The organism is Sphingobium sp. C100 (genome assembly GCF_000508185.1).
GTDB lineage: Bacteria > Pseudomonadota > Alphaproteobacteria > Sphingomonadales > Sphingomonadaceae > Sphingobium.
This window is the reverse complement of the sequence record NZ_AYOY01000144.1, coordinates 35,824-52,465: the sequence shown is the minus strand read 5'-3', so window position 1 is coordinate 52,465 and position 16,642 is coordinate 35,824. Positions and strand designations below refer to the sequence as shown.

Below are 16,642 nucleotides of genomic sequence, written 5' to 3'. Positions count from 1 at the left end.
GCGGCGGGCCTTGCCGCGGTGCTGGGCGGCACCAATCCCCAGATCGAAAATGCCGCCGAAATCGGCATGGAGCATAATCTGGGCCTCACCTGCGATCCGATTGGCGGTCTCGTCCAGATACCCTGCATCGAACGCAACACCATGGGCGCGGTCAAGGCGATCAACGCAGCCTATCTCGCGCTTCAGGGCGACGGCCGGCATATCGTCAGCCTGGACGCGGTGATCGAAACCATGCGCCAGACCGGCGAGGATATGGCGAGCCGTTACAAGGAAACCTCGCTCGGTGGCCTGGCCGTCAATGTTGTGGAATGTTGAGGGGATGGCTTTTCGCTTGGTCGCTTCCTCCGCACGGCGACGCGACGAATTGAGCGAATTTCGTGGCATTAATGCTACATAATCAAGCGTTTATCTCCCGTTCATGAAACTAACGGCTTGGCTCCGGCTTCAGCGTCACGTCCCCGGCAGGGGAAACGAATGACGAATGGAGTATCTGTTATGCGTAAGTTGATGGTCGCAACTCTTCTGGCCGGCGCAACCGTCGCCACCCCAGCGCTCGCGCAGGATGTCGGCCCGACTTTCACCGGGCCGAGGGTCGAAGCGATCTTGGGCTATGACCATGTCGGCGCCGGCAGCGATATCGACAATGATGATGGTCGCGACGACCAGTCGATCGACGGCCTGCTCTACGGCATTGGCGCTGGTTATGACGTTAATCTCGGCAGCGCCGTCGTGGGCGTTGAAGGCGAATGGACGGATTCCACGGCCAAGAGCGATCGCTACGACCTGACGGACCAGTTCGGTTTCGGCCGGGTCAGCCAGGGCCGGGATCTCTATATCGGCGCGCGCGCCGGTATTCTCGCCAACCCTCAAACCCTCGTCTATGTGAAGGGCGGCTACACGAACAGCAAGCTCAACGTGCTGGCCGGCAATACGAACGACACGACCGACACCTCATTCAAGCTGGATGGCTGGCGAGTCGGTGCCGGCGTTGAACGCGCGATCAACACGAACACCTTCGCGAAACTCGAATATCGCTATTCCAATTATACCGACGCCCATATCGACTATATGGACGGCGGGACCAGCAGCGATTTCGACATCGACACCGACCGCCATCAAGTGGTGGCCAGCGTCGGCTGGCGCTTCTAGGCGGATCGAGCGAAGGGCAGGCCGTGTGACCTGCCCTTCGTCATCGGGACGGGACCATCCAAAATTGATCCGAATCACCAGGTCCGTTGCGAAGCAGGCGAAAGGATCGGCGACTGCCGTCCCCCCTCCTCTGTCGGCTAGTCCGATTGTTGCACTGCGGCAAGAAAGCGATTGTATATGGTAATTACCTGATCTTCGATCGGCTTTTTGGGATCGGGCTTCTTGACGCCGGATCGGATGGCCCAGGCCTGGGTCAATTGTGCCGCCGCTTGCGCCGCCGCGTCCTTGCTAATCGCCATTATAAATCCCACCCAAATTGTTGATTACGCTTGCGACACAGAATGAACCAATGTGCGATCAAGTCAATGTTTAACGCTGCGGTGCAGCAAGGATAATCCTCCTTTCAACTCAAAAGGTGGGCGTGTCGCCTAATGGGATGAAAATGCGGGGGGCCAGGCCGCCCGATAGGCATCGGCCAGGGCCAAAATTGCGTCCATGACCGCAAACCCCCTATCTGCCCGCGTGCAGGGATGATATTTACATCATTGTGAGTAACGCGATTCCCCATCTCTATCCCGTCGGCATCGAGCCGGACGACATCGACTTCATGGGTCATGTCAACAATGCCAGCTATCTCAAATGGGTGCAGAGCGCCGTGCTCGACCATTGGAGGGCGCTTGCGCCGGCCGAAGCGGTCGCCGAGCATCTCTGGGTCGCGCTCAAGCACGAAATCACCTACCGCAACCCGACTTTCCTTAATGATGAGGTGATCGCGACGGTCCTGCTGGAAAAAGTGCAGGGCGCGCGCGCCTTCTATGAAACCATCATCCGTCGGGGTGAGGAAGTCCTGGCCGAGGTCAAGTCGAGCTGGTGCTGCGTCGATGCGAGCACATTGCGCCCGGTCCGCCTGGCGCGTGACGTCATCCAGCATTTCTTCGCCGCCGACGAAGCCACCGCATCTGATCGCTAGGATCGTTCGCGAGGGTGCGTTGATGATGTAGCGCGGCCTCCGCAATATGCGCCCTCTTGCTATCCCGGCGTCACTTCGCCATATGCCCGATCGGGAGTCGGGCGGACGAGGCCGTCGCGAACCTGGTCAGGTCCTGACGGAAGCAGCCACAGTGATTCCGCCGCGGGTCGTCCCGGCTCCCACCCTCCATTCTTCATCCGGCTTCGACAATGCCGGCCCGAACGGTTAGGACAGGCCAATGTCCGATTCACCGCAGCCCTACCGCGTCCTCGCGCGCAAATATCGTCCGCGCAGCTTCAGCGAACTGATCGGGCAGGATGCGATGGTGCAGACGCTGGGCAATGCGATCCGGCGCGGGCGGCTGGCGCACGCCTTCATCATGACGGGGGTCAGGGGGGTCGGCAAGACATCGACGGCCCGCCTCATTGCCAAGGCGCTCAACTGCGAAGGCCCTGATGGAAAGGGTGGTCCGACGATCGATCCGTGCGGCGTGTGCGATCCCTGCCGGGGTATCGCGGAGGGTCGCCACATGGACGTCATCGAAATGGACGCCGCCAGTCACACCGGCGTCGACGATATTCGGGCGATCATCGATATAGCGGGGAAGGGCGCGTTTTCGGCGCGCTACAAAGTCTATATCATCGACGAAGTGCATATGCTGTCCAAAAACGCCTTCAACGCCCTGTTGAAGACGTTGGAAGAGCCGCCCGAACATGTGAAGTTCATCCTGGCCACGACGGAAATCAACAAGGTGCCCGTCACCATCCTCGCGCGCTGCCAGCGTTTCGACCTGCGGCGCATTCCAGCGGAACTGCTCGGCGCGCATTTCGCCCATGTGGTGGAGGCGGAAAATGTCGCGGCGGAGCCGGAGGCGCTGACCCTCATCGCGCAGGCGGCCGAAGGCTCGGCGCGCGACGGGCTTTCGATCCTGGACCAGGCGATCGCCCATGCGGAAATGGGGGAGGGCGCGCCCCTCGTCACCGCCGCGCAGGTGCGCGACATGCTGGGTCTGTCCGATCGCGGATCGGTGCGCCGGCTGCTCGGCCTGCTGCTGGAGGGAGAGACCAGCGCCCTGCTGGGCGCGGTGCGCGATCATTATGCGCTGGGGGTCGAGCCGCTGGCGCTGATGCGCGGGCTGATGGAACTGGTCCATGCCGTGACGCTGGTGAAGGCCGGGCGCGATATTGCCAACCCCGGCCAGTCGGCCGAGGAGCGTGAGGCGCTGGCCGACTGGGCGGCGCAACTGGGCTTCGCGCCGCTGCATCGCCTTTGGCAATTGCTGCTCAAGGGGCATGATGAGGTGGCGAGCGCCGTCCTGCCGATCGAAAGTTGCGAGATGGCGCTGCTGCGCGTCATGCACGCGGCTACCATGCCCGATCCCGGTGAGATTGCGCGGATGCTGCGCGATGGCGGGCCGGTCGCGGCGCCCGGCGGGGCTGGGGCTGGGGTTGGGGCCGGGCCGGGCGCCCCCGCGGCGACGTCCCCGCCGTCCGCGCAGTTGCCCGCAACCTTCGCCGATCTGATCGAGGCTTTCTGGCAGCGCGGCAAGGGGCAGTTGGCGCAGGAACTGCACGATTGCGTGGGTGTCGTGCGGTATGCGCCGCCGCAGTTCGATTATCGTCCGACGCCGCAGTTGCCCGCGGACTTTGCCTCCCGGCTGCTGCCCGCGCTGCGCGAGTTGACGGGGACGGCATGGCAGGTGGCGCAGAGCGACGCACCCGGCGAACCCACGCTGCTGGAGCAGGAACAGCGCAGGGCGGCCGACGCCCGCGCGCAGATTTTGGAAACCCCGGTGGTCAAGGCGGCGATGGCGGCCTTCCCCGATGCCGAGCTTGACGACCGGCTCGAACAATGGAGTGCGTGACAGATGAAAGACCTGAATGAAATCCTGGGCATGGCGAGCCGTGTTCAGGAAGAATTGCAACGGGCGCAGGACAATCTCGACAAGCTGGAGGTCGAGGGTTCGGCAGGCGGCGGCCTGGTCAAGGTGCGGGCTTCGGCCAAGGGGCGGATCGTCGGCGTGTCGATTGATGACAGCCTGCTGGCGCCGTCGGAAAAGCAGATGCTGGAAGACCTGGTCACCGCCGCTTTCAATGATGCGCGCAAAAAGGCCGATGAGGTCAGCAATGCCGAAATGGGCAAGATGACCGCCGGCTTGCCGCTGCCCCCCGGTTTCAAGCTGCCTTTCTGATCGGGCGCGGCGCGGGTGCGATCACCGCCGGTTCATTGTTGCCCTGTTATGACAAGTGCAGATTGATTGACGCGGTGGGCATCCCCATAAAGGCGATGAACCGCATGGATGGGCCGCAGCCATGGCCCCGGAGACTGAATGACTACGCATTACCCCCTTCTGCCGTTGCGCGACATCGTCGTTTTCCCGCAGATGATCGTTCCGCTCTTCGTCGGGCGTGACAAGAGCGTCGCCGCCCTTGAGGCCGCGATGGAAGGCGACAAGGAAATCTTCCTCGTTTCGCAGCTCGACCCGGCGGAGGATGATCCGGGCCGGGAGTCGCTTTACGACACCGGCGTCGTGGCCGTCGTGCTGCAACTGCTCAAGCTGCCTGACGGGACCGTGCGGGTTCTGGTCGAAGGAAAGCATCGCGCGCAGCTCAGCGCGATGGAGACGACCGACACCTATCTGACCGCCGAAATATCGGCCGTGGATGAAGTCGTCGCCGAAGGACCGGAAGCCGCCGCGTTGATGCGCTCGGTTGCCGAACAGTTCGAAAATTACGCCAAGCTCAACAAGAAGCTGCCGGCCGAAACGCCGGTTCAGCTGCGCGAGATCGAGGATGCCGGCCGTCTGGCCGACGCCGTCGCGGCCAACATCAACGTGAAGGTGTCCGACAAGCAGTCGCTGCTGGTCGAAGCCGATCCGGTCAAGCGGCTGGAAATGGTCTTCGCCTTCATGGAAGGCGAACTGGGCGTGCTCCAGGTCGAAAAGAAGATTCGCGGCCGCGTGAAGCGCCAGATGGAAAAGACCCAGCGCGAATATTATCTCAACGAGCAATTGAAGGCGATCCAGCGCGAACTGGGCAATGGCGAGGGTGAGGAAGGCGATGAACTTGCCGAACTGACCGAGAAGATCGCCAAGACCAAGCTTAGCAAGGAAGCCCGCGCCAAGGCGACCGCCGAGTTGAAGAAGCTCAAGGCGATGCAGCCCATGTCGGCCGAAGCGACGGTGGTGCGCAACTATCTCGACGTGCTGCTGGGCCTGCCCTGGGGCAAGAAGGGCAAGGTCAAGACCGACCTCAAAAAAGCGCAGGGGATTCTGGATGAGGATCATTTCGCGCTGGAGAAGGTCAAGGACCGGATCATCGAATATCTGGCCGTGCAGGCGCGCACCAACAAGCTGAAAGGGCCGATCCTGTGCCTCGTCGGCCCGCCGGGTGTCGGCAAGACATCGCTTGGCCGCAGCATCGCGAAGGCGACCGGCCGCGAATTCGTGCGCCAGTCGCTGGGCGGCGTGCGCGACGAGGCGGAGATACGCGGCCACCGGCGGACCTATATCGGCTCGCTGCCGGGCAAGATCGTGTCGAACCTCAAAAAAGCGGGCACGATGAACCCGCTCTTCCTGCTCGATGAGATTGACAAGCTCGGCCAGGATTTCCGCGGCGACCCGGCTTCGGCGCTGCTGGAGGTGCTGGACCCCGAACAGAACAGCAAATTCCAGGACCATTATCTGGAGATCGACGTCGATCTTTCAGACATCATGTTCGTGACGACCGCCAACTCGTTGAATTTGCCGCAACCTTTGCTCGACCGCATGGAGATCATCCGACTCGAAGGCTATACGGAGGATGAGAAGGTCGAGATCGCGGAGCGGCATCTGTTGCCCAAGCAGATCGACGCGCATGGCCTCAAGGATGGCGAGGTGGAAGTCACCCAGCCAGCGATCCGCGATTTGATCCGCTACTATACGCGCGAAGCCGGGGTCCGCACGCTGGAGCGTGAGATGGCGCGTCTGGCGCGCAAGGCCCTGCGCAAGATTTTGGAAGGCGAATATGACAAGATCGTCATCACGCCTGACAATCTGGCCGACTATGCCGGCGTGCGGAAATTCCGCCATGGCGTGGGTGAAGAAGAGCATCAGATCGGCGCCGTGACCGGCCTTGCCTGGACCGAAGTGGGTGGGGAACTGCTCACCATCGAAGCGGTCACCGTGCCTGGCAAGGGCGCGATCAAGACCACCGGCAAGCTCGGTGAAGTGATGAACGAATCGGTTCAGGCCGCCTTCTCCTATGTGAAGGCGCGCTCACCGGGCTATGGCATCAAGCCGAGCGTGTTCAATCGCAAGGACATCCATATCCATCTGCCCGAAGGCGCGGTGCCCAAGGATGGGCCTTCGGCCGGCATCGGCATGGTCACGACCATCGTGTCGACCCTCACCGGCATTCCTGTCCATAAGGATGTGGCGATGACCGGAGAGGTGACTTTGCGCGGCCGGGTGCTGCCGATCGGCGGCCTCAAGGAGAAGCTGCTGGCGGCATTGCGCGGTGGCATCAAGACGGTGCTCATCCCGCAGGAAAATGAGAAAGACCTAGCGGAAATTCCATCCAACATTCGCGAGGGGCTGGACATCATTCCCGTGTCCCACGTCGATGAGGTTCTGGCCCGGGCGCTCCTCTCGGTGCCCGAGGCGATCGCCTGGACGGAAGAAGATGACCTCGCGGCACAACCATCCAACTTGGCGGGACGTGATAGCGATCCCACCTGGCGGCACTAAATGTCACCAAAGTGAAACAAATGGCGGAACTCCTCGACTTTGCTCCATATTGTGCGACAGGCCGCAAAATTTGGACAAACCGGGGGTCTTCGTCGCTTTCTCTTTGACAGGCGCAGGAAACCGCGCCTTATTGCCCCGCCTACGCCGCGATTCCTAAACAACCAACAGCACAAGGGGGTTCCCAAGGCATGAACAAGCAGGATCTGATCAGCGCAGTTGCTGAAAGCAGCGGCCTCAGCAAGAATGACGCGACCAAGGCAGTGGAAGGCGTGTTCGACGCCATCACCGGCGCGTTGAAGAAGGGCGACGAAGTGCGCCTCGTGGGTTTCGGCACTTTCTCCGTTTCGCAGCGCAAGGCATCGACCGGTCGCAACCCGCGCACCGGCGAAACGATGACCATCAAGGCTTCCGCCCAGCCCAAGTTCAAGGCCGGCAAGGGCCTGAAGGACTCGGTCAACTAAGGGCCAGGGCGTCCGCTCCAACGGACGCTCGCTCTGATTGACCATTGCCGGCGTCGCGGTCGGAAAGCATTAGGAGAGTGACGCTGATCGTGAAGGGATGAACCCTGATCAGCGAGATGCCGAAAGCGAAGGGGTGAAGACAGGCTGTCTTCGCCCCTTTTCCGTATGCGCTTATCCCGATGTATGGACGATGGCAGTCGCCGATGCTGCCCACCAAGCCGGCGCGGGCGCGCCACAGGCTCTTGCGATCGCGTCACCGTCCGCGCAAAACCGGTTCCCACCCTTGCGCCTGATGCGCTAGGGAAGGCGCATGACACTATGGACAAGGATGGTGTGCGCCGCCCCGGCGCTTGCGCTGGCGGCTTGTGGGGGCGGGAATTTCCGCCCGGTCATGGATACGCCCGTTCGCATCGGGCCGCCTTATAAGGTGCGCGGGGCGACCTATGTGCCCGCCGCCGACCCGGCTTATGACATGCTTGGCTATGCCAGTTGGTATGGATCGGAATCGGGCAATCGCACCGCCAATGGCGAACGCTTTCGTGCCAAATGGATCACCGGCGCGCATGTCACGCTGCCGCTGCCCAGCTATGTCGAGGTAACGGCGCTCGACACCGGACGGACCATCCTGGTGCGGGTCAATGATCGTGGCCCCTTTGCCGGGCACGGGCGCATCATCGATCTGTCGCGCGGCGCGGCCGATGAACTGGGCATCCGTGCGCAGGGTCATGCGGCCGTGCGGGTGCGGCGCGTCGATCCGCCGGAAAAGGACCGTGCGCGCCTGCGCAAGGGCAAGCCCGCGCGCGAGCGGCCTCGCCTGTCGGAAACCGCGCTGGCCAATCTGCGTGCGCAACTGGCCGCCGGGGGGCGGTGACAGAATTTGCGGATGCGTGATTTGTCCGCTTGACGGGGGGGGATCGGCCGCATATGTGCCCTGTCTCTCGGGGCCAACGGCCCCCGTGGCGATCGTAGCTCAGTTGGTTAGAGCGCCGGTTTGTGGTACCGGAGGTCGCGGGTTCGGATCCCGTCGATCGCCCCATTTCTCTCGTTTTTCCTGCGCATGGGCTTCGCAGAGGGCGTAATCGCCTCTATAGCGCGGCCATGACGGATGCACGCGACCGGGGTCTGACCCTTAATCCAAAATATGACCGGGACGGCCTGATCACGGCTGTCGTGACCGATGATGCGAGCGGCGAGTTGCTGATGGTGGCGCATATGAATGCGCAGGCGCTGCAACTGACCATCGACACCGGCTTGGCGCATTTCTGGTCCCGCAGCCGGCAGGCATTGTGGAAGAAGGGCGAAACCTCGGGCCATATGCTGCAAGTCCGCGACATTCGCATCGATTGCGATCAGGACGCGGTCTGGGTGAAAGCGGTGCCGGCCGGTCCCACCTGCCACACCGGCGCCCGCTCCTGCTTTTTCCGCCGGGTCGGGCCGGAAGGTCTCAGCAGGGTCGATGCGGCGCAATAGCCTCGCGCTTCTCGTCCTTCTGGCAGCCTGCCAGCGCAGTCCGGCAGGTGGCGACGCAACACCCGCGCCCGGCGGTGGCGCCTCTGCGTCCCGGCTGGAGCGCGCCGCGATCGAGAGCGGCGCCATCGCCGACCCCGGCAAAATCTCCCCGGTCGGTCTGTTCCAGAACCGCCATGAGGCCGGGCGGGACGCTTTATGCGTCATTCCCGGCACGGAGGGTGCTTTTCGCTTCGGCCTGGAAGCCGTGTTCGGCGAGGAGCCCGCTTGTCGGGGGCGCGGGACGGCGCGGCGGGCGGGCGACAAGCTGATCCTCAGTTTCAAGGGCGGCGACCGCTGCATCATCGTCGCCCAATATGATGGCGACCAGGTGGCGCTCCCCGGCGTCGTCGACATGGCCTGCGCCGACCTGTGCGAAGGGCGCGGCTCGCTGGAAGGCGTCAGCTTCCCGCGCATCGCCAATGACGCCGCCACCGCCCTGCGCGCGCGCGATCGGGACGGCGATCCGCTCTGCAGGAGCTAGCGGATTTGCCGGCCGGTGAAATTCGCGCTCTAATGCCCGATATAGCGGCCGGGGCGATGGTTGACGATCAGCACCGCGTTGATCGCCGCCGCCGAAAGAATTGACAGGCCGAACCGGTCGGGACTGAGCACAGGGAGCGACGCGAGCAGGATCAATATGTCGCATCCCATTTGCGTGCGCCCCGCATTCCAGCCGCGCGACTTTTGCAGGATCAGCGCGACCACGCCCACGCCGCCGACGCCCGCGCCATGGCGCGCGATGGCCAGGATGCCGAAGCCGATGATCGATCCGCCGAACAGGGCGGCAAAGAGCGGGCTGATCTTGGCGACCTGCATCGCCCAGGGCATCATCAGGCCCAGCGCCATGATCGCGACATTGGCAAACAGCGTCTTCAGGCCAAAGGCCAGGCCCATCGCCCGCCCGCCGAACAGGAAAAACGGAATGTTGATCAGGATGAACAGCGTCGCGGGCGACCAGGGGACGAGATAGGACACAAGCAAGGCGATGCCCGCCATGCCGCCCGTCACCAGATTGGCCTGTTTGAGCAGCATCAGCCCCAGCGCGATGAAGGCGCAGCCGATGGCGATGGCATAGCCGTCTTCGGCAAGGCTGTGGGGACGGGCAGGCTGGGCCTGCAAAGGTGCGGTCGGGGGCGCGACCGGGGGCGCGACCGGTGTTACAATAGGGGGCACGACAGAGGGCATGGCGAAATCCGTGGTGGAAGAGCGCCCTGGGCCATCCTCTATTATGGTGTTGGGCGGCCTCTTAACGATACATGGCGCCGCTGCAAAGGCCCGATCGCAACCAGTCGCTCAGCCGCCGGTATCGACCTGTGCCGGGCCAAAGCTGTCGATCGCCTGGAACAGGCGCGTCAGCGCCGCGCGCTCGTCCGTATCAATTTCCGGCCGCCATGTTTCGAACAACAACACCACGCGGGTTTCGGCGCTGCGGTTCCAGGCCTCATGTTCGATGCTGTCGTCGAACAACAGCATCTCGCCCTTGGTCCAGGCGCGCGTTTCGGCGCCGACGCGCAGCGCGCAACCGGCTGGCGCCAGCAGCGGCAGGTGGCAGATGAGCCGGGTATTGAGCAGGCCGTGATGCGGCTGGATATGGGTGCCGGGTTTCAGCAGCGACCAGAGGGCAATGGGGGATCGGCCGGCCACCTGCGGCATCGGCACATGGGTAAGAGCGGCCATCACCGTCGGGCAGCGCGCCGCATTCTCCGCCACCGGGCCGCCGCTTCGCCAGAAATAGAGCGCTCCCCAACGGGCGTCATCGCGCAACGGATTGTTGGGTGCCGGTCGATCGGCCGGCGTTTCGACATAAGGCGCGAATTCCGGCTCCTGTGCGCGCACCGCTTCCAGTTCACTGACGATGGCGTCGGTCATGGCCTCCATCGGCGCGACCCATTCGAACGCATCGCGTTCGTAAAAGGCGCGCTGGGGCAGGCCCGGAAAATAGAACATGCTGGGTTGCTGAAGGTAGATTTCGCGCTTGCCCAGCAACAGGTCGGTCGCCAGCGCGATGCGGGGCAGCGGCGGCAGGTCGGCAACGGCGGCGGTCAGGTGATCCTCGAACCGCTGGGCCGATTGCGCGATGCTGGCCTGCGCCTGCTGGAGCAGCGGCTGGAGCTGGGGCGGGGCGCCGGTCGCGGCCGCCTGCGCCAGCGCGGCGCGGAACCAGCTCGTGGCGGCGCGCTCGGCGGCTGGAGCGGGGGCGGGGCGCCGGTCGCGGCCGCCTGCGCCAGCGCGGCGCGGAACCAGCTCGTGGCGGCGCGCTCGTCCGCCCGGCGCAGCGCATTTTGCCCCATCGCCAGCAGGGCGGGGATGTTGCGCGGTTCGCTGTCCAATATGCGCCGCAGCGCGACCGCTTCTTCGTCCAGATCGCCAGTGCGGTTATGCGCCTGCGCCAGCAGCATCGGCGGCGGCGCATCCATCGCGCGTAAATTGGCCAGCGCCGCTGCTGCATCCCCGCGTCGCAATGCCGCCATGGCTGCTTCGCGCAGCCCGGTCTCTCTCGCCTGGTCGTTCATGGTCCCGCCTTATCGGGCAAGCACCATCGGCGGAAGCGGCTTATTCGGCGGGTGCGGCGATCAGCGATGATCGCCGGCGCTCGACCATGATGGCAAACAGGAAAACCGCCAGTCCGCCCAGCGCCAGCCCGCTGCCGATCCAGCCGGTCGATACAAGCCCGTGCCCCGCCGCGATCGACAGGCCGCCCAGCCATGGCCCGACCGCGTTGGCGACGTTGAAGGCGCTGTGGTGCAAGGCGGCGGCGAGCGTCTGCGCCTCACCGGCCACGTCCATCAGCCGCGCCTGGAGCGGGGTGCCAAGGCCGCCGCCCAGCCCGATCATGAAGATGACCAGGCCCAGCGTCCAGACATTGCCCGCCATCAGCGGGAACAGCGCCAGCGACGCGGCGCTCCACAACATGATGCCGATCACCGTGCGATTGAGCGCCTTGTCCGCCAGCCATGCGGAGGCGAGATTGCCCAATGTCATGCCGACGCCGAAAATGGCGAGGACCAGCGGCACATAGGCTTCCGAAACATGCGTCACCTCGATCATCGTCGATGCGACATAGGTATAGACCGCGAACAGGCCGCCAAAGCCGATCGCACCGGTCAGCAGGGTCAGCCAGACTTGCGGCCGTTGCAGCGCGGTCAGTTCGCGCATCGGGCTGGCCTTTGGGTCGCCCCTGTCGCGGGGTGCATGGATCGCCACCAGCGTCACCGTCGCCAGCGCCAGCACCGCCACCACCGCAAAACCCCAGCGCCAGCCAAGCGCCTGCCCCATCCAGTTCGCCACCGGCACGCCGATGATGGTGGCGACGGTCAGGCCCGCGAACATGCGCGCGATCGCCTGCGCGCGCTTCTCGATGGGCACCAGGCTGGCTGCGACCAGCGCGGCCACGCCGAAATAGGCGCCGTGCGGCAGGCCCGACAGGAAACGGAACAAGAGCATCCAGTGATAGCTGGGCGACAGGGCGGACAAGCCGTTCGCCAATGCAAACATCGTCATCAAACCGATCAGCAAGGTGCGGCGCGGCAGGCGGGCGCCGAAGGCGGCGATGACCGGCGCTCCGGCGACCACGCCCAGTGCATAGGCGCTGATCGCATGGCCGGCGGTGGGAGCATCGATCCCCAGGTCACGCGCGAAGAAGGGCAACAGGCTCATGGCCGCGAATTCGGTGGTGCCGATCGCGAAGGCGCCGACCGAAAGCGCGAACAGGACGAGCGCGGGATGCGCTTGGTGGGGCTGGGCGCTCAAGGCGAACTCCATGTTGCAGTGCAATATACGGAAGTTCCTCAGATGGGGGTGATGACAGCGCTGGTCAATCCCGCATTCGTATGAGTTTATTGCATCTGTCGCTCCGGCGCTTGCAATCGGCGCATGGCTCAACCCGGTAGTGCAGCGCCTAAAATGCTCTATAACGCGGATGAGATGATCAGGGATGACCGACAGGATGCGCCCGGCGCGGCGATGATAGGGGCAGGCGCCGTCCTGCTGTCGCTCGGGTCGATGAACCTGGGCGCCGCCTTCGCCAAGTCTCTCTTTCCGCTGGTCGGCGCGCCCGGCATCGCGGCGTTGCGCATCGTCCTGGCGGCGATCCTGCTGCTGCTGTTCCGTCGGCCATGGCGACGGCCGATCCCTTCGGCGTTGCGCTGGCCGCTGCTGGCTTATGGCGCGACGCTAGCGCTCATGAACCTGCTGATCTACCAGGCGTTCGCCCGCATTCCGCTCGGCACGGCGATCGCGATCGAGGTGACGGGGCCGCTTGCGATCGTCCTGTTCGGCTCGCGTCGACCGCGCGATTTTCTCTGGCTGGCCGCCGCAGTAGCCGGGTTGCTGCTGCTCTTGCCGATCCGCAACGACGCCAGGCTCGATCCTCTGGGTGTCGCTTTCGCTTGCGGCGCGGCGGTCTGCTGGGCGCTCTATATCCTGACGGGCAAGCGCGTGTCGGGGGGGCTGGGCGGAGACGCCGTCGCCTGGGGCATGGTGGTTGCGGCGCTGCTGATCGCGCCGGTGGGGCTGGGAACGGCCGGCGCGGTCTTTGTTTCACCGCATGTTCTGGGTGTCGGTTTCGCTGTCGCCTTTTTGTCGAGCGCCTTGCCCTATTCGCTTGAGATGGAGGCGATGCGCCGGCTGCCGGCAGCGGTCTTCGGTCTGCTGCTCAGTTCGGCGCCGGCTATCGGCGCGCTCGCCGGTTTCCTGGTTCTGGGCGAGCGACTGACGCCGATACAATGGATCGCGATTGTCAGCATCATGGCCGCCTCCGCCGGCAGCGCGCTTACGATCCCGCGCAAACCCCGGATCGAAGATGCCCCGCTCTAGGTGCCTGCCTGCGCGTTGTTGACATTCAGCATCTTGCCATTGGTGATGATGGCAATGTCGCCCAGCTTCGTCACGCCAAACAGTTTTTTGGCAAAGGCGGTCGGCACGCCGATGCACCCATGGGTGCCCCGGCCATATTCCACGTCGCTGCCATGGATGAACACGCCGTCGCTGGTCAGCCTCTGAGCGTAGGGCATGGGCGCGTCGTAGAGGTTGGACACATGATCGGCGTCCTTCTGCGTGATCGGAAAGGCGCCGAGTGGGCTGGGCTTGTCGGTCGCGCCATAGAGGATGACAGCGGCCCCAATCTCATAACCGGCGCGAAATACCGACAGCGTTTCGGCTTTCAGGTCGATGGTGATGATGACCGGGCCGCTCGCGGGTGCGCCCTTTTCGTCCCAGACATAGTCTCCGTGGCGGAATGGTCCGTCGATCGGCAACACGCGTTTCACCATCAGGGCGCCGGGATCGATCTCCATGGGCTGGTCGCTGCGTCGCTCGACCAGTTTGGCAGGGGTGGGGGAGGGGGCGGCCGCATTCACCGGCGCCGCTATGGTTTCGGCTTCTGCGGGCGCCGCGTCACGGGCGGCGGGCGGGTCGATCCAGTGCATCGCCGCCAGCGCCGCGCCACTCAGCCCCAGGCCGATCACCAGCTTGGGGCCAATGTTTTTCGCCAACGCCTTGAGCAAAGCTGCCATGGTCATGCCTCCAGTCGTGGCGGAGGATAAGCGGAAAAGGTTAAGCTCCGCCTTCCCGCGCCACTTCGGCCGCCGCGATGGCGGTCAGGTTCAAAATACCGCGCGATGTGACGCCCGGCGTCAGCACATGAATGGGTTTGGACAGGCCCATCAACATCGGCCCGACAGTCGGCGAACTGGATGAAGCCGACAGCGCCGTCAAAGTGATGTTCGCGGCGTCCAGGTTCGGCATCACCAGCAGGTTCGCCGATCCTTCGAAGCGTGAATCCGGGATCAAACGCTCACGCAGCGCCTGGCTGAGCGCCGCGTCGGCATGCATTTCGCCGTCCGCCGCCAGTTCGGGCGCCATGTCGCGCACCCGCTTATAGGCCCGCCGCATCTTGCGCGCGCTTTCGGTGTGCGACGATCCGAAATTGGAGTGGGACAGCAGCGCGACGCGCGGCTTCAAGCCGAAATGCGCAATCTCGGCCGCAGCGGCTATCGTCATTTCCGCGATCTGCTCGGTCGTCGGATCGGGCACCATATGGGTATCGGTGATGAACAGCGCGCCCGCGTCCAGGATCAGGCCCGACAGTGCATAGACGCGGCTATGGGTGGGCAGGCGGTCGATGATGCGCAGCACATGCTCGACCTGCCCCCAATATTCCGATCGCCCGCCCACCAGAGCGGCATCGACGCGGCCGGTGCGCAGCAGCATGGCGGCGGTGACGGTCGGGCGGCGATAGACGTGGCGCAATATCTCGTCGGCCGGCACGCCCTTGCGCGCGGCGACCCCGCGATAGGCCTCGACCAGTTCGCCCAGGATCAGATGGTCGGTTTCCGGGTCAACCACCTCGACATCCTTGTCCAGGTCGAAACTGATGCCCAGTTCGGGCAGCTTCTGTTCCAGGATGCGACGGCGGCCGACGATCGTGGGACGGACAATCCCTTCGTCCAGCGCATCGCGGATGGCGCGCAGCACGCGATCATCCTCCCCCTCGCCATAGGCGATGCGGGTGCCGCTGCCCCGCGCGGCTTCGAACACCGGCAGCATCAACTGGCCCGATCGCGTATTCTGGTGCGTCAGCTTGCGGCGATATTCGTCCAGATCCAGCGTCTTCTTCGCAACGCCGCTATCCATCGCCGCTTGCGCTACGGCCACTGCGATCTCGCCAATGAGGCGCGGATCGAAGGGCGTCGGGATGATATAGTCCGCGCCGAACACCAGCCGCCGCCCGCCATAGGCCTGCGCCACGCTGTCATGTGCGGGCATCCGGGCCAGGGCGGCGATGGCGTCGGCCGCCGCGACCTTCATCGCCTCGTTGATCTGGGTCGCGCCCACATCCAGCGCGCCGCGAAAGATATAGGGGAAGCACAGGACGTTGTTGACCTGGTTGGGATAGTCCGAACGGCCGGTGGCGATGATCGCATCGGGCCGCACTTCGCGCGCCGCTTCGGGGCGGATTTCCGGCTCGGGGTTGGCAAGCGCGAAGATCAGCGGATTGGGCGCCATCAACGGCAGCCATTCAGGCTTCAGCACGCCCGGCGCCGACAACCCTAAGAACAGGTTCGCGCCCGGCAGCACGTCGGGCAGGGTGCGCGCATTGGTGGTGCGGGCATAGCGCGCCATATTGGGCAACATACCCTCGCGGCCGGAATGGATGACGCCGTCCTTGTCCGTCATCGTCACATTTTCGATCGGCAGGCCCATCGACACCAGCAGGTCGACGCAGGCGAGGGCGGCGGCGCCGGCGCCCGACGTCACCAGCTTCGCGTCGGCCAGCGTCTTGCCCTGAAGGACCAGCGCGTTGCGCACGGCCGCCGCGACGACGATGGCGGTGCCATGCTGGTCGTCGTGAAAGACCGGAATATTCATCCGTTCCTTCAGGCGCGCCTCGATCTCGAAACATTCGGGCGCCTTGATGTCTTCCAGATTGATGCCGCCAAAGGTGGGCTCCAGCAGCGCGACGGCCTCGACGAACTTGTCCGGGTCGGTGGTGTCGACTTCGATGTCGAACACGTCGATGTCGGCGAATTTCTTGAACAGGACCGCCTTGCCCTCCATCACCGGCTTGGATGCCAGCGCACCGATCGCGCCCAGGCCCAGCACGGCGGTGCCGTTGGAGATGACGGCGACCAGGTTGCCGCGCGCGGTATAGTCCATCGCCTTGTCGGGATCGGCGGCGATTTCAACGCAGGGCGCGGCGACGCCGGGCGAATAGGCGAGCGCGAGGTCGCGCTGGTTGACCATCCGCTTGGTCGGCTCGATGCGGAGCTTCCCCGGCTGCGGATAGCGGTGATAGTCCAGGGCGGCGCGGCGGGTATTATCGTCCAT

General features: G+C 64.5%; 16 protein-coding genes, 1 tRNA gene, 1 other RNA gene and 1 pseudogene. 13 read left to right on the top strand and 6 right to left on the bottom strand.

The window, feature by feature from the left end; all coding sequences use genetic code 11:
- Together C100_RS0124685 and C100_RS36260 are read left to right on the top strand one after the other, a co-directional pair.
- The coding region (locus C100_RS0124685) for an L-serine ammonia-lyase, iron-sulfur-dependent, subunit alpha (protein ID WP_031309472.1) at positions 1 to 315 on the top strand (315 nt) is incomplete at its 5' end.
- 180 nt (positions 316 to 495) lie between these two features.
- Positions 496 to 1,149 (top strand): outer membrane protein, encoded by a 654-nt coding sequence (locus C100_RS36260; RefSeq protein WP_024019968.1) that lies wholly within the window; start codon positions 496 to 498, stop codon positions 1,147 to 1,149.
- Between the two features lie 137 nt (positions 1,150 to 1,286).
- Here C100_RS36260 and C100_RS48610 read toward each other — a convergent pair whose 3' ends face one another.
- Positions 1,287 to 1,448, bottom strand: coding sequence for a hypothetical protein (locus C100_RS48610; RefSeq protein WP_024019967.1), 162 nt, complete (start codon positions 1,446 to 1,448; stop codon positions 1,287 to 1,289).
- Between the two features lie 248 nt (positions 1,449 to 1,696).
- Here C100_RS48610 and C100_RS36255 point away from each other — a divergent pair, with 248 nt between their 5' ends.
- From C100_RS36255 to C100_RS36215, 10 genes are all read left to right on the top strand, one after another.
- Positions 1,697 to 2,119, top strand: a complete 423-nt coding sequence (locus C100_RS36255; protein WP_024019966.1) for an acyl-CoA thioesterase — start codon at positions 1,697 to 1,699, stop codon at positions 2,117 to 2,119.
- 89 nt (positions 2,120 to 2,208) lie between these two features.
- Positions 2,209 to 2,306, top strand: an RNA gene (ffs, locus tag C100_RS47890) — signal recognition particle sRNA small type.
- 51 nt (positions 2,307 to 2,357) lie between these two features.
- A complete protein-coding gene (locus C100_RS36250) occupies positions 2,358 to 3,983 on the top strand; it encodes a DNA polymerase III subunit gamma/tau (RefSeq protein WP_024019965.1) in 1,626 nt (541 codons plus the stop codon).
- A gap of 3 nt (positions 3,984 to 3,986) precedes the next feature.
- On the top strand, positions 3,987 to 4,310 hold the full coding sequence (locus tag C100_RS36245; RefSeq protein ID WP_024019964.1) for a YbaB/EbfC family nucleoid-associated protein: 324 nt from the start codon (positions 3,987 to 3,989) through the stop codon (positions 4,308 to 4,310).
- Positions 4,311 to 4,448: 138 nt separating this feature from the next.
- Positions 4,449 to 6,845, top strand: a complete 2,397-nt coding sequence (lon, locus tag C100_RS36240) for an endopeptidase La (RefSeq protein ID WP_024019963.1) — start codon at positions 4,449 to 4,451, stop codon at positions 6,843 to 6,845.
- Between the two features lie 188 nt (positions 6,846 to 7,033).
- Positions 7,034 to 7,306, top strand: coding sequence for an HU family DNA-binding protein (locus C100_RS36235; protein WP_024019962.1), 273 nt, complete (start codon positions 7,034 to 7,036; stop codon positions 7,304 to 7,306).
- A 310-nt stretch (positions 7,307 to 7,616) separates the two neighbouring features.
- A complete protein-coding gene (locus C100_RS36230) occupies positions 7,617 to 8,177 on the top strand; it encodes a septal ring lytic transglycosylase RlpA family protein (protein WP_052028283.1) in 561 nt (186 codons plus the stop codon).
- 88 nt (positions 8,178 to 8,265) lie between these two features.
- Positions 8,266 to 8,342, top strand: a tRNA-His gene (locus tag C100_RS36225).
- Between the two features lie 62 nt (positions 8,343 to 8,404).
- Positions 8,405 to 8,776, top strand: coding sequence for a phosphoribosyl-AMP cyclohydrolase (gene hisI, locus C100_RS36220; protein ID WP_024019960.1), 372 nt, complete (start codon positions 8,405 to 8,407; stop codon positions 8,774 to 8,776).
- Positions 8,763 to 9,296: a hypothetical protein gene (locus tag C100_RS36215; protein WP_024019959.1), complete on the top strand. Its 534-nt coding sequence runs from the start codon at positions 8,763 to 8,765 to the stop codon at positions 9,294 to 9,296. The genes hisI and C100_RS36215 overlap by 14 nt, the downstream gene beginning before the upstream one ends.
- A gap of 29 nt (positions 9,297 to 9,325) precedes the next feature.
- Here the strand turns inward: C100_RS36215 and C100_RS36210 are convergent, their stop codons facing one another.
- The 3 genes and pseudogenes from C100_RS36210 to C100_RS36200 all read right to left on the bottom strand — a co-directional run bounded on the left by C100_RS36210 (position 9,326) and on the right by C100_RS36200 (position 12,577).
- On the bottom strand, positions 9,326 to 10,000 hold the full coding sequence (locus C100_RS36210; protein WP_024019958.1) for a YitT family protein: 675 nt from the start codon (positions 9,998 to 10,000) through the stop codon (positions 9,326 to 9,328).
- Between the two features lie 108 nt (positions 10,001 to 10,108).
- Positions 10,109 to 11,328: pseudogene (locus C100_RS49375) on the bottom strand (aspartyl/asparaginyl beta-hydroxylase domain-containing protein).
- Positions 11,329 to 11,368: 40 nt separating this feature from the next.
- Entirely contained in the window at positions 11,369 to 12,577 is a 1,209-nt protein-coding gene (locus tag C100_RS36200; protein ID WP_024019957.1) for an MFS transporter, read from the bottom strand.
- A 162-nt stretch (positions 12,578 to 12,739) separates the two neighbouring features.
- On the opposite strand from C100_RS36200, the gene C100_RS36195 reads away from it, so the two are divergent.
- Positions 12,740 to 13,630 carry an EamA family transporter gene (locus C100_RS36195; protein ID WP_031309468.1) on the top strand — a complete coding sequence of 297 codons (891 nt, stop codon included), beginning with the start codon at positions 12,740 to 12,742 and terminating at the stop codon, positions 13,628 to 13,630.
- Here the strand turns inward: C100_RS36195 and C100_RS36190 are convergent.
- Positions 13,627 to 14,328 carry a L,D-transpeptidase family protein gene (locus tag C100_RS36190; RefSeq protein ID WP_031309466.1) on the bottom strand — a complete coding sequence of 234 codons (702 nt, stop codon included), beginning with the start codon at positions 14,326 to 14,328 and terminating at the stop codon, positions 13,627 to 13,629. The genes C100_RS36195 and C100_RS36190 overlap by 4 nt on opposite strands.
- Positions 14,329 to 14,368: 40 nt before the next feature.
- A complete protein-coding gene (locus C100_RS0124675) occupies positions 14,369 to 16,642 on the bottom strand; it encodes an NADP-dependent malic enzyme (protein ID WP_031309463.1) in 2,274 nt (757 codons plus the stop codon).